Below are 12,898 nucleotides of genomic sequence, written 5' to 3' on the forward strand. Positions count from 1 at the left end.
GAGTGAATTGCACCCCCAAGTCCTTGTCAAGAAGGCGTTACGTGGTCGTTAATTTCATCCGTGCTACCGTGCACGTTCACAGAATGAGTTCTCGATGGGGGTCCGGTGTACTTCGGCGGCGACTACAACCCTGAGCAGTGGCCGGAAGAGGTCTGGCTGGAGGACATGCGCCTCATGCGCGAGTCCGGCGTCAACCTGGTCAGCCTCGGCATCTTCGCCTGGGGCCTGCTGGAGCCCGCCGAGGGCCGCTACGACTTCGGCTGGCTCGACCGCGTCATGGACCTGCTGCACGACAACGGCATCCAGGTCGACCTGGCCACCCCCACCAGCTCGCCGCCCTCGTGGTTCCGCCGCAGCCACCCCGCCTCGCGCCTGGTCGGCCAGGACGGCCAGGTGGTCTCCGGCGGCTCGCGCCACGGCTTCTGCCCCAGCTCGCCGGAGTACGCCAGGGCCGCCGCGCGCATCACCGAGCAGCTCGCCCAGCGCTACGCCGGCCACCCCGCCGTCGCGATGTGGCACGTGCACAACGAGTACGGCTGGGCCAACGCCTCCTGCTACTGCGACGCCTCCCAGGAGCACTTCCGCCGCTGGCTGCGCGACAGGTACGGCACGCTGGAGGCGCTCAACGCCGCCTGGGGCACCCTGTTCTGGGGCCTGACCTACCGCGCCTGGGACGAGATCGAGGTGCCGCGCAACCCCCCGCCCGGCCTGATCCCCGCCCTGGAGCTCGACTTCCGGCGCTTCAGCGTCGACGCCCACATCGCGCTGTTCAGGGCCGAGCGCGACATCATCAAGCGCCACTCGGCCAAGCCGGTCACCACCAACTTCATGATCGCCAACTGCAAGCCGATGGACTACTGGAAGTGGGCGGCCGAGGTCGACGTGGTCTCCAACGACCACTACCTGCAGGCGGAGAACCCCGGCAACCACATCGAGCTGGCCATGTGCGCCGACCTGACACGCAGCGTCGCCGGGGGCAGGCCGTGGCTGCTCATGGAGCACTCCACGGGCGCCGTCAACTGGCAGCCGCGCAACCTCGCCAAGCGTCCCGGCGAGATGCGCCGCAACAGCCTCGCCCACGTCGCGCGCGGCTCGGACTCGGTGCTGTTCTTCCAGTGGCGCGCCTCCCGCTTCGGCGCGGAGAAGTTCCACTCGGCGATGGTGCCGCACGCGGGCACCGACTCCGGACTGTGGCGCGAGGTGGTCGCGCTCGGGCAGGAGGTCGCGCGGCTGGCCGTCGAGGGCCGGGTCGAGGCCGAGGTGGCCATCGTGTGGGACTGGGAGTCGTGGTGGGCCCTGGAGCTGCCCTGGCGGCCCTCGTCCGAGCTGGAGTTCCGCGAGCGGATCGAGACCTACTACGCGGCGATGTGGCGCGAGCACGTCACGGTCGACTTCGTGCACCCGAGCCACGACCTGTCACGCTACAAGCTCGTCGTGGCTCCCAGCTCCTACGCGCTGAGCCAGGAGGCGGGCAAGAACCTGCAGCGCTACGTGGAATCCGGCGGCCACCTGCTCGTCTCGTTCTTCTCCGGCATCGTCGACGGCAACGACACCGTGCACCCGGGCAGCCATCCCGGCGCGCTGCGCGAGGTGCTCGGGCTGAGCGTGGAGGAGTTCCACCCGCTCGGCGCGCACGCCGAGATCTCCCTGGACGGCGGGCAGCCGGCCACCATGTGGTCCGAGCGGGTCAGGCTCGCGGGGGCGCTGGCCGTACGCGCTTTCGCGAGCGGCCCCGACGCGGGGCACCCCGCCCTGACCCGCCACGACCTGGGCCGGGGCAGCGCCTGGTACGTCGCCACCGCCCCCGCCGACGTGCGCCCGCTCCTGCGCGACCTGCTCGACCACGCGGGCGTGGAGCGCCCGCGCGGCCTGCCCGACGACCTCGAGGTCGTCCGGCGCGGCCGGCACACCTTCCTGATCAACCACGGCGACAGCCCCGTCACCGCGGCGAGTGTCACCGTCCCCGCGGGCGGTGTGGACATCCTCCTGGAGGAATGATGGTGAGAGCGATCTGCGCCGCCTTATGGGTCATGGCGCTCCTCGGGGCGCCCGCCCAGGCCGGGGACAGACTGCCCGTGCGCGGGGCCGACATCTCCAGCCTGGCCAAGTCCGAGGACCTCGGGGGCGTCTACCGCCAGGCCGACGGCCGCCGGGGCGACGCCCTGCGCATCCTCAAGCGGGCCGGGCTCACCCACGTCAGGCTCAAGGTCTGGGTCGACCCCGCCGACGGCTACAACGACAAGGCCCACGTCCTGGAGATCGCCAGGCGCGCCCACAAGCTGGGCCTGAAGACCCTGATCGACTTCCACTACTCCGACCGATGGGCCGACCCCGCCCACCAGACCAAGCCCGCCGCCTGGGCGGACCTGCCGTTCGACCGGCTCGTCCAGGCCGTGCGCGACCACACCTACGACGTGCTCTCCGCGCTCAGGCGCCAGGGCACCCCGGCCGACATGGTCCAGATCGGCAACGAGCTCAACGGCGGCCTGCTGTGGCCGGACGGCCGGTGGGACAACTGGCCCGGCATCGCCGCCCTGCTCAACGCCGGACACGACGCGGTCAAGCAGGTCTCGCATCGCACCAAGGTCGTCATCCACCTGGCCAACGGCGCCGACAACGGCCTGTACCGCTGGTGGTTCGACAACGCCGCCACCCACGGCATCCGCTACGACGTGATCGGCCTGTCGTACTACCCGTACTGGCACGGCACGATCGAGGCCTTCCAGGCCAACATCACCGACGTCGCCACCAGGTACGGCAAGCCGGTGCTGCTGGCCGAGACGGCCTACCCGTTCACCACCGCCGACAAGGACGGCTGGGAGAACATCATCCTGTCGCCCGAGCCCTACCCCGGCTACCAGGCGACCCCGCAGGGCCAGCAGGCGATGATCGCCAAGCTGTACGACGTGCTGCGCGAGGTGCCCGGCGCGCTCGGCCTCGTCTACTGGGAGGCCACCTGGACGGGCGTGCCCGGCAACGGCTGGGACCCCGAGGACCCGGCCTCCGGCAACGCCTGGGAGAACCAGGCGCTGTTCGACTTCGCCGACCGGGCCCTGCCCGGCCTGGCTACCCTCGGAGCCGGATGACCTTCACGCCGTACGGCTCCAGCAGCACGCGGCCCTGCTGAAGCTCCTGGCCGCCGAGCAGGTCGAGGCCCGCCTCCACGGCCACCTCGACCGGCTCGGCGCCGTGGTTGAGCAGGAACCGCAGCCGCGAGCCGTCGGGCGCGACCCTGAGCGTGGCCTCCACGTGCTCCGGGTACGGCAGCGCCAGGCCGTGGCGGTCGAGCACCTGGCGCATCACCCAGTCGACGCCCGCCTGCTCCAGCCCGGCGCCCACGTACCAGCCATGGCCCTCGCCGAAGGTGTTCCTGGTGACGGCGGGGGTGCCCGCGTAGAAGTCGTTCTCGTAGCGGCCCACCGGCTCGGCCGTCGTGGGGATGACCAGCTCGAACAGCAGGCTGGAGTCCACGAGCGTGCCGTCGGCCAGCCGTACCGGATTGACCACCCCGCGCTCGCGCGAGTCCCACTCGTCCACCCGTACGCCCATGAGCGGACCGAGCGGGCCGGGCACGTCCATGAGGAAGGCGTTGTCGTCGACGTCGACGCGCCCCGACAGGAACGTCGTCACCACCGACCCGCCCCTGGCCGCCACCTGCTCCAGCCGGCCGGCCAGGTCGCCCTTGACCATGTGGAGCGCGGGGGCGACGACCACGTCGTACCCGGACAGGTCGGCCGTGACCGCGACCACGTCCACGTCGGCGCCCATCCGCCACAACGCCCGGTAGTGGGCCAGCACCACGTCCAGGTACTTCACCAGCCGCGACGGGCCGTCGGAGATCTCCAGCGCCCACCAGCTGTCCCAGTCGAACAGCAGCGCCACCCGGGCGGGCGTGCGCGCGCCGAGCGTGGCCTCGCCCAGCCGTTCCAGCTCCGCGCCGAGGGCGGCCACCTCGCGGAAGACCCGGGTGTCGTCGCGCCCGGCGTGGCCGATGACCGCGCCGTGGTACTTCTCGCACGCGCCGCGCGAGGCCCGCATCTGGAAGAACAGCACCGCGTCGGCGCCGTGGGCGACCGCCTGCCAGCTCCACAGCCGCATCACGCCGGGCCGCTTGAGCGGGTTGACGTCACGGCAGGCCGTCGTCGACGGAGTCTGCTCCATCAGCCAGAACGGGGCGCCCCCCTTCAGCCCGCGCATCAGGTCGTGGGCCAGCGCCATGCGCGCGGCGGTCGCGGGGTCGTCGTCGGGCGGGTAGTTGTCCCAGGAGACGAAGTCGAGGTGCTCGGCCCAGCGGTGGTAGTCGATCGGCCGGAACAGGCCCATGAAGTTGGTCGTCACCGGCTTGGCGGAGAACCTCCTGATCGCCTCCTTCTCCGCCAGGTAGCCCGACAGCAGCGCGTCGGACATGAACCGGTGGTAGTCGAGCGTGATGCCCTGGAAGGCGGTGAAGTCCGGCCCCTTCCAGTGCTCGGTCAGCGCCGACGGCGGCTCGATCTGCTCCCAGCCGGTGAACGTGTGCGACCAGAACGTCGTGTTCCACGCGGCGTTGAGCGATTCCAGGTCGTCGTAGCGTTTGCGCAGCCAGTCGCGGAAGGCCGCCGCGCACAGGTCGCAGTAGCAGGAGCCGCCGTACTCGTTGTTCACGTGCCAGGCGATCACCGCGGGGTTGCCGGCGTAGCGTTCGGCGATCCGCCCGGCCACCCGCGCCGACAGGCGGCGGAAGACCGGCGAGCTCGGACAGTGGTTGTGCCGCCCGCCGTAGCGTTTCTCGCGTCCCTCGAAGTCGACCCGCGTCACCTCGGGGAACTCGCGCACCAGCCAGGGCGGCATCGCACCGGTGCCGGTGGCCAGGCACACCTGCCGGCCCTCGGCCGCGGCACGCCCGACGATGCGGTCGAGCGTGGAGAAGTCGTAGGCCTCCAGCGAGGACTGCGTGAGCGCCCAGGTGAACACGCCCACCGTCAGGGTGTCGATGCGGGCGGAGTCGAACAGGCGGTGGTCGTCGTCCCACACCGCCTCCGGCCACTGCTCCGGGTTGTAGTCTCCGCCGAACGGCAGCTTCATGCGGTGAATCTCTCCTCGATCTCGGCGATCATCGGCCGGGCGTGGTACAGCAGCGCCATGGCGAACACGGGGGCGGGCAGCAGCGTCAGTGGTTCGGCCACGAACACCGCGAGCGCGCCGGCCAGTACCACCAGGCACACCGAGGTGAGGGTCAGGCCGGGGAAGCGGGTCAGCGACCAGGCCGCCAGGCGCGCCACGTCGCGGGCGCGGAAGGCGAACAGCGAGGTGATCACCAGCGCGGCGCTCATCCACAGCAGCGACCCGGCCGCCACGACCACCATCAGCACCGCCCACCAGCCGGGCACCCCGGCGGCGTCGAAGTGCGCCAGGTTGATCGCGATGATCGCCAGGACGGCCAGCCACGGCAGCCACACCTTCAGCGCCCCGGCGGCGTTGGCGCGGTAGCCGCGCCAGAACACGCGCGCGGGATGCAGGTCGGCCAGGTCGCGCCCGCGGTGCCGTACGGCGTAGAGCGCCGCCGACGCGGCCGGTCCGAGCGGCGCCACGCAGAGCGCCGCCAGCGGCGCGTTGCCCGCGTCGCGCTCCAGCAGCGTCAGCAGGACCAGGGCGGGCGCCCCCGTGGCCAGGAACAGCAGCTCGGTGACGATCAGCGAGTAGATCAGCGCGCCGGCCCGCGAGAGCGGGCCGGAACCGAACGTGCCGCGTTCGCTCACAGGAGAGGCCACGGGGGCGCCTCCTCGATCACGGGCGACGCCTCCACGAGGGTGATCTCGTTCTCGGCCAGGCTCAGCTCCAGCACGCCGCCGGCGGCGCGCTGATGGGTCCGGTACGGCTCGGCGAGCTCGCGCAGGGCGTCGAGCTGCCGTGCGGTGGGGGAGTGCGGCGAGCCCATCTCCAGCCAGGCGCGGCGCAGGTTGCCGTACTCCTCGTTCACCGTGGAGCGCACGACGAAGTGCTCGCCGGACGGCAGCGGCAGCCTGATCCGGCGCGGCTGCAGCGCCCAGGCCAGGGCCGTGACCCTGCCCCGTTCGTCGCGCGTGACCAGGTGGTCCTCGCCCCGGCTGACGATGCGGGAGCCCATGCGCGCCATGAACGCGTACAGGTGGTAGGTCGGCTTCTTCAGCTGCCGGTGGGTCAGCAGGCCGAAGCCGCCGTGCAGGATCGAGGTGGGGATGCCGACCTCCTCGAAGACGTCGCAGAAGGTCCAGTAGGAGAAGGAGTCGCACACGTCGCCGCCGCCCGCGAGCACGGGCGCCAGGTAGGCGGCGTTGCGGGCGGTGTCGTGCACGGCGTTGTCGGGCCGGTAGGAGGTGTTGAACTCGGTGATGTGCACCGGCAGCCCCTCCAGCGGGCCGCCCGCGAGCTGCCTGCGCGGCGTGGCGAACTGCTCCAGCAGCGTCTCGGCCGGGGCCAGGTCCTGGAGGGTGGCGAAGGGCACGTGGCGCGCCGGGTGCGAGCTGTAGGCGTGGCGGCTGACGAAGTCGACGGGCACGCCGCGGGTGGCCACGAAGTCGGCGAAGTCCGTCATCCACTCGTCCGACCCCGGGGAGATCGCCGGGCCGCCGACCTGCAGCGAGGCGTCGATTTCCTTGATCGTCTTGGCCGTCACCTCGTAGAGCCGGTGGTAGGCCGCCTGGTCGGCGTCCTGCCAGAAGTCCTTGAGGTTCGGCTCGTTCCACACCTCGATCGGCCAGGTGCGCACCTCCTCGATCCCGTAGCGGTCGACGAGGTGCCCGATGGTGGCCCGCACCAGCGCCGCCCATTCGTCGTGGTCGCGCGGCGGGGTGACGTTGCCCTTCCACCAGAAGATCGTCTGCTCTCCCGAGGCGAGCTCGTGGGGCATGAAGCCGAGCTCCAGGAAGGGCCGCACGCCCAGTTCCAGGTAGGCGTCGATCACCTGGTCGACGTAGGTGAACGCGTGCCGTACCCGGTGCTCGCCGCCGTGCGTGTAGGGCCGGTGCACGCCGACGTCGTCGCCGAACAGGCCGTGGCCGCGGATGTGGGTGAAGCCGATCTCACGCTGCACGAGCGCCAGCGACTCCTGGTGGTCGCGGCGCAGGGACAGGTTGAAACGCCCGGTGCCGACGCACGCGCGCCAGGCACCGGGCAGCAGGTCAGCCATGCTTTTCCTTGAAGCGCACGTGGGCCTTGTTGATGAGGTCGACGTAGGCGGCGAGGTTCTTGCCCTCCAGCTCCTTGGCGTAGGCGTCCCACTCGGCCAGGTCGCGCTTGCCCAGGATGAAGTTGAGGGTGTTCTGCTGCACGTGGTCCTTCAGCGGGGTCTCCCAGAGGGTGGCCTGCTCCTGCTCCAGCTCGTCGAGGGGCGCGGGCGGGGGGAGCGGCCGGTTCTGCCGGGCGTTCATCACGTTCTGGAACTCCAGCTCCTCCTCGGAGAAGGTCGACTGGAGCAGCGCCGTGGTGCCGCCGTAGGCGAAGACGCCGTTGCCGAAGCCGAAGTCCTTCTGCAGGTGCTTGGGCGCGCCGGGGTTGAGGCCGACCATGTCGACGTCCTTGGCGGGCGTGATCTTGCCGGAGGCGTCCTTGGTGTAGGTGACGCCCTCGACGCCCCACTTGGCGAACAGCTGGCCCTCGTCGGAGTAGAACAGCCAGTCGACGAACTGCAGCAGCGCCGCGAAGTTGGGGTCGTCCTTGGCCTTGGCCATGAGCACGATGCCGTTCTCGGTGCGCAGGCCCGTGCGGGTCTCGCCCATGGGGCCGACCGGCACCGGGATCTTGACCACGGTGGCCTTCGGATTGTTCTCGGCCAGGCCCTTGCGGTAGTCGTTGACCAGCGACTGGGCGTTGGAACTGATGACGAAGGACTTGCCCGAGGTGAACTTGGCGTTGGCGGCGTCGTCCTTCTGGGTGAAGCTCTCCGGGTCCATCAGCCCTTCCTTCACCAGGGCCGCGGCGTACTCCACCACCTGCTTGTACTGCGGCATCGTGCCGGTGAAGATGAACTTCTGGGCGGCGTCGTCCCAGAAGACCGGGCGGCCGTTGGCGAAGTTCCAGCCCGCGTTGGTGCCGTAGGCGTTGCCCAGCTGCTGCAGGAACGCGCCGCCGGGCGTGGGGATGCCCCAGCGGTCGGAGAAGGGATACTCATCCGGGTACTTCTCCTTCATCGCCTTGAGCATGGCGTGGAAGTCGTCCCAGGTCTTGGGCGCCTGCAGGCCCAGCTCCTGCAGGATGTCGGTGCGCACCGCGAAGGAGTAGTCGGACCAGACCTTCTCGTGCAGGCCGGGCAGGACGTAGTACTTGCCGTCGTTCTGCCGCAGGGTGTCGAGGTCGCCCTGCAGCTGCCACTTGGTGACCTTGTCCATGAAGTGCGGCATCTGCTCGACGTAGTCGCTGACCGGAAGCAGCACGCCTGAGGCGATGTAGGGCACCTCCTGGCCGGGATACATCTTCGGCACGATCAGGGGCGCCTGGCCCGCGCTGATCAGCAGGCCCTTCTTCTGGTCGTAGTCGCTGAAGGGGATCAGCGTGGTCTGCAGCTTGACGTTGGTGCGCTTGGCCAGCTCCGACCAGAACAGCCAGTCGTCCTTGACCGGGTAGGCCGGGTGGATGTTGTGCAGGATCGGAAAGGTCAGCTGCTGGGGCGCCTTGAAGGTCTTGCCCACGCCGTACCCTTCCATCGCGGCGCCCTTGGCGGCGGCCGTGGGCTTCTCCTCGGCTGTCGAGCAGGCGGCCGCCAGGGTGAGCGCGCCGAAGGTCAGAAGGGCGTGCCTGCGGGTGACCTGTCGCATGGGGGGTGTCCTTTCCATGGGTTAGCCCTTGACCGCGCCGAGCATCACGCCCGACACGAAGAAACGCTGGACGAACGGGTAGATCATCAGGATCGGCAGGATCGTGAGGATGATCGTCACCGCCTGGATGTTGGAGGCGACCTGCATGATCTCCGAGTGAACGTCGGGATTGGCCCCGGCGCTCTCCGCGCCGGTGGCGCCGGCGATCAGGTTGCGCAGGTAGATCGTGACGGGGAACATCTCGATCTTGTCCAGGTAGAGGAACGCCGGGAACCACGAGTTCCAGAACGAGACCGCGTAGAAGAGCACCATCGTGGCCAGCACCGCCTTCGACAGCGGCAGCACGATCTTGGCCAGGATGCCGTAGGTGTTCATGCCGTCGATCGCCGCGGCCTCCTCCAGCTCCCGCGGCAGGCCCTCGAAGAAGGTCTTCATCACCAGGAGGTTGAAGACGCTGATCGCGTTGGGCAGCACGATCGACCAGATGGTGTTGGTCAGTCCCAGGTTGCTGATCAGCACGTACTGCGGGATCAGGCCGCCGGAGAAGAACATGGTGAACACCGCGACGCCGATCAGCACCTTGCGCCCGCGCAGGTGCGGCTTGGACAGCACGTAGGCGTAGCAGGTGGTCACCACCATCGAGATCGCGGTGGCGACGACGGTGTAGACGACGGTGTTCCTGTAGTTGATCCAGAAGACCGGGTCCGACATGACGATCTGGTACGTCGTCAGGTTGAAGCCCTTGGGCCAGAGGTTGACCTGGCCGCTGACGATGTACTTCTCGGCGCTGAAGGAGCGGGCGACGATGTTGAAGAACGGGTAGAGGGTGACGACCACCACGCCGATCAGGAGAGTGGCGTTCACCCAGCGCACGCGGCTCACCACAGGCTCGCTCCCACCGTGCGCCGGGACAGCAGGTTCGCCCCGAAGACCATGACCAGCCCGATCACGGCCTCGAACAGGCCGATCGCGGTCGCGTAGCTGAAGTTGCCCGACACCACGCCCAGCCGGTACAGGTAGGTCGAGATCACGTCGGCGGTCGGGTAGGTCGCCGGGTTGTAGAGCAGCAGGATCTTCTCGAAGCCCACCGCCATGAAGGTGCCGATGTTGAGCACCAGCAGCGTGATGATCGTCGGCCGGATGCCGGGCAGCGTCACGTGCCAGATCTGCCTGAGCCGTCCGGCCCCGTCGATCTTGGCCGACTCGTACAGCTGCTCGTCGATCGTGGTCAGCGCGGCCAGGTAGATGATCGTGCCCCAGCCGACCGTCTGCCAGACCTCGGAGGAGACGTAGATCGTGCGGAACAGATCCGCCTCCTGCAGGAAGGCCACGGGCGGGCCGCCGGTGAACGACAGCAGCTGGTTGACCGGCCCGTCGACGGTCAGCAGCTGCATGACGATGGCCGCCACCACCACGGTCGACAGGAAGTGCGGCAGGTAGGAGACCGACTGCACGAAGCGTTTGAACGCGTGGTTGCGCACCTCGTTGAGCATCAGCGCCAGGACGATCGGCAGCGGGAAGCAGACGACCGTGCTGAGCAGGCCGATGATCACCGTGTTGGTGAAGACCCGCCAGAACGTCGGGTCGGCCAGGAACATCTCGAAGTAGCGCAGCCCCACCCAGGTCCCGCCGAACATGCTCCCGCCCGGCTGGAACCGGCGGAAGGCGATGATGTTGCCGATCATCGGGGCGTAGCGGAAGATCACGAAGAAGGCCAGCGGGACGATCGCCAGCGTGTACAGCTGCCAGTCCCGCAGGAACGCCCGCCGGATCGGGCGCCGGCCGGGGCGCCCGCGGGCCGGCGCCTTCTCGGCCGGTCCGGCGGGCGGCGCCGCCGTGGAGAGGGTCATCCTCAGGCCTCCAGGGGGACGAGGTCGATCTGGGGGACCAGGCGCCGGTGGTGGCCGACCTCGCGCTCCGGGCCCGTCAGGCTGAGCCGTACGGCATGTGCCACGTCCGAGCTGGAGCGCGCCAGGCGCAGCTCCAGCTCGCCCGGCTCGACGATCCGCCTGCCGTCGCGGCCGGTGAAGGAGGTCAGGTCCGCGTGCAGGGTGAAGCTCACCCGGGCGGCGCGGCCGGGCTCGAGGGTGACACGCTGATAGCCGATCAGGCGGGAGACGGGCCGCGTGACCTGGGCGACCGGGTCGTGCAGGTAGAGTTGGACGACCTCGGTGCCGGGCCGCTCGCCGGTGTTGCGGATGGTGACGCCGACGTTCGCCTCGCCGCCCGAGTCCCACTCCGCCGGCGCCTGCGCGTCGCTCCACTCGAACGCGGTGTACGACAGGCCGTGGCCGAAGGGGTAGGCGGGCGTGGGATCGACCGACGAGACGGCGGAGGCCAGGCCGAGCTGAGGGCTGAGATAGGTGGAGGGCAGGGCGCCGGAGTCGCGCGGGACCGAGACGGGCAGCCGCCCCGACGGTTCGGCCGCGCCGGTGAGCACCTCGGCGAGAGCGCGGGCGCCGAGCTGCCCCGGGAGGAAGGCGTAGACGACGGCCGCGGCGCCGGACGGCACGGCGTACGGTCGCCCGGCGATCACGACGAGCACGACCGGTGTGCCGGTGGCCAGCACCGCCCGCACCAGCTCGGCCTGCACGCCGGGCAGGTTCAGGTCGGCGGCGTCGCAGCCCTCGCCCGAGGTGCCCCGGCCGAACAGGCCCGAGCGGTCGCCGACGGCCAGCACGCACACGTCGGCCTCCGCGGCGGCCGCGACGGCCTCGGCGAAGCCGGAGGTGTCGTCCCCGGTGACCTCGCAGCCCCTGACGTGCGCCGCGTGCGGGAGCAGGTCGCGCAGGGTGGGGATCTCCAGTCCCAGGCCGAGCTCGCGACGCCCGCGGTGCTCGCCCACGTGCACGGGGAAGGAGTAGCAGCCCATCAGCGCCAGGTGGTCGTCGGAGACGGGACCGACCAGCGCCACCCGCGTCCCGGCGAGCGGAAGCACGCCGTCGTTGGCGGCCACCACGATCGACTGGCGCGCCAGGCGCAGGGCGACGTCGCGGGAGGCGTCGTCGTCGAAGGAGAGCTCCTCCGGCTTGGTAAGCGCTTGCCCAACGGGGTCGAGAAGACCGAGCTGGTCCTTCTGGCGCAGCACCCGGCGCAGCGCGCGGTCCACCAGCGACTCGTCGACCAGCCCCGCCTTGACCGCGTCGATCAGCGGCGAGCCGTAGCAGTCGACCGTCGGCAGCTCCACGTCGATCCCCGCCCGCAGCGCCAGCGCGGCGGCCTCGGCGCCGTCGCCGGCCACGCCGTGCAGCTTCTCCAGGAAGCGGACGGCGAAGTAGTCGGCCACCACCGTGCCCTCGAAGCCCCACTCGTCGCGCAGCAGACCCGTCAGCAGCGCCTCGTCGGCGGCCACCGGCATGCCGTCGAGCTCGGTGTAGGAGTGCATCACCGAGCGCGCCCCGCCCAGGCGCAGCGCCATCTCGAACGGCGGCAGCAGCACATCGGCCAGTTCGCGGGGGCCGATGGAGACCGGGGCGAGGTTGCGCCCGCCGCGCGAGGCGGAGTATCCCGCGAAGTGCTTGAGCGTCGCCACGACGCCCGCGCCCTCCAGCCCGCGCACGTAGGCCGTGCCGATCGTGCCCACCAGGTAGGGGTCCTCGCCGATGGTCTCCTCGGTGCGCCCCCACCGGTAGTCACGGGTGACGTCGAGCACCGGAGCCAGGCCCTGGTGCACGCCGGCGGCGCGCATCGACGCGCCGATGAGGGCGGCCATCTCCTCGACGAGGCCGGGGTCGAAGGCCGCTCCCCAGCACAGGGGCGCGGGATGGACGGTGGCGCCCCAGGCGGCGAAGCCGGTCAGGCACTCCTCGTGCACCTGGGCCGCGATCCCGAACCTGCTCGCCTCGGTGATCTGCTCCTGCGCCCTGGCCAGCGAGCGTGCCCCGGCCTCCGGGTACACCGGGGCGCTGCCGTACGGGCGGGTCAGCTGGCCCAGGCCGTGCTGGATCGCCGACGGCCAGTCGATCTCGTGGGTGAGGTCGGCCTGGTGCGGCGCGACCCCGCCGCCCGAGGCGTCAGCGCCCACCCAGATGCCCACCAGCTGGGCGACTTTCTCCTCCAGGGTCATCAGGCGGATGAGGGACTCAACCCGTTCGTTGCTCACGCTGCCCCTTCGATGGGCCTAAAGT

At 70.4% G+C, this 12,898-nt stretch carries 9 protein-coding genes; 2 read left to right on the forward strand and 7 right to left on the reverse strand.

The genetic code is table 11. The annotated features are described in order from the left end of the window. Positions 1–105 precede the first annotated feature (105 nt). Both HNR30_RS50065 and HNR30_RS11220 read left to right on the forward strand, forming a co-directional pair. On the forward strand, positions 106–1,998 hold the full coding sequence (locus HNR30_RS50065; protein WP_312894330.1) for a beta-galactosidase: 1,893 nt from the start codon (positions 106–108) through the stop codon (positions 1,996–1,998). Continuing rightward, positions 1,998–3,086: a glycoside hydrolase family 53 protein gene (locus HNR30_RS11220; protein ID WP_181609692.1), complete on the forward strand. Its 1,089-nt coding sequence runs from the start codon at positions 1,998–2,000 to the stop codon at positions 3,084–3,086. The genes HNR30_RS50065 and HNR30_RS11220 overlap by 1 nt, the downstream gene beginning before the upstream one ends. On the opposite strand, the gene HNR30_RS11225 is transcribed toward HNR30_RS11220, so the two are convergent. Genes HNR30_RS11225 through HNR30_RS11255 form a run of 7 tightly spaced genes read right to left on the reverse strand, consistent with a single transcriptional unit; the run spans position 3,067 to position 12,837 of the window. Then, the gene (locus tag HNR30_RS11225; protein ID WP_181609693.1) at positions 3,067–5,064 is read right to left on the reverse strand and encodes a beta-galactosidase; all 1,998 of its coding nucleotides are present in this window, start codon (positions 5,062–5,064) and stop codon (positions 3,067–3,069) included. The genes HNR30_RS11220 and HNR30_RS11225 overlap by 20 nt on opposite strands. Beyond that, positions 5,061–5,750, reverse strand: a complete 690-nt coding sequence (locus HNR30_RS11230) for a DUF624 domain-containing protein (protein WP_181609694.1) — start codon at positions 5,748–5,750, stop codon at positions 5,061–5,063. Before HNR30_RS11230 ends, HNR30_RS11225 begins: the two co-directional genes overlap by 4 nt. After that, a complete protein-coding gene (locus HNR30_RS11235; protein WP_181609695.1) occupies positions 5,735–7,147 on the reverse strand; it encodes a GH39 family glycosyl hydrolase in 1,413 nt (470 codons plus the stop codon). The genes HNR30_RS11230 and HNR30_RS11235 overlap by 16 nt, the downstream gene beginning before the upstream one ends. Further along, on the reverse strand, positions 7,140–8,771 hold the full coding sequence (locus tag HNR30_RS11240; protein WP_181609696.1) for an ABC transporter substrate-binding protein: 1,632 nt from the start codon (positions 8,769–8,771) through the stop codon (positions 7,140–7,142). The genes HNR30_RS11235 and HNR30_RS11240 overlap by 8 nt, the downstream gene beginning before the upstream one ends. Positions 8,772–8,792: 21 nt before the next feature. Continuing rightward, positions 8,793–9,653, reverse strand: coding sequence for a carbohydrate ABC transporter permease (locus HNR30_RS11245; RefSeq protein ID WP_312894331.1), 861 nt, complete (start codon positions 9,651–9,653; stop codon positions 8,793–8,795). Next, complete coding sequence (locus tag HNR30_RS11250; protein WP_181609698.1) at positions 9,650–10,621, reverse strand: ABC transporter permease; 972 nt, start codon at positions 10,619–10,621, stop codon at positions 9,650–9,652. Before HNR30_RS11250 ends, HNR30_RS11245 begins: the two co-directional genes overlap by 4 nt. Before the next feature lie 2 nt (positions 10,622–10,623). Continuing rightward, a complete protein-coding gene (locus HNR30_RS11255; protein ID WP_181610022.1) occupies positions 10,624–12,837 on the reverse strand; it encodes a beta-xylosidase/alpha-l-arabinosidase in 2,214 nt (737 codons plus the stop codon). Between the last annotated feature and the right edge of the window lie 61 nt (positions 12,838–12,898).

The organism is Nonomuraea soli (genome assembly GCF_013761175.1).
GTDB classification, from domain to species: domain Bacteria; phylum Actinomycetota; class Actinomycetes; order Streptosporangiales; family Streptosporangiaceae; genus Nonomuraea; species Nonomuraea soli.

Coding starts and splice junctions, on each gene's coding strand:
- HNR30_RS11220 (WP_181609692.1), top strand. CDS start 1,998: ATGGTGAGAGCGATCTGCGCCGCCTTATGGGTCATGGCGCTCCTCGGG.
- HNR30_RS11225 (WP_181609693.1), bottom strand. CDS start 5,064: ATGAAGCTGCCGTTCGGCGGAGACTACAACCCGGAGCAGTGGCCGGAG.
- HNR30_RS11235 (WP_181609695.1), bottom strand. CDS start 7,147: ATGGCTGACCTGCTGCCCGGTGCCTGGCGCGCGTGCGTCGGCACCGGG.
- HNR30_RS11240 (WP_181609696.1), bottom strand. CDS start 8,771: ATGCGACAGGTCACCCGCAGGCACGCCCTTCTGACCTTCGGCGCGCTC.
- HNR30_RS11250 (WP_181609698.1), bottom strand. CDS start 10,621: ATGACCCTCTCCACGGCGGCGCCGCCCGCCGGACCGGCCGAGAAGGCG.
- HNR30_RS11255 (WP_181610022.1), bottom strand. CDS start 12,837: ATGACCCTGGAGGAGAAAGTCGCCCAGCTGGTGGGCATCTGGGTGGGC.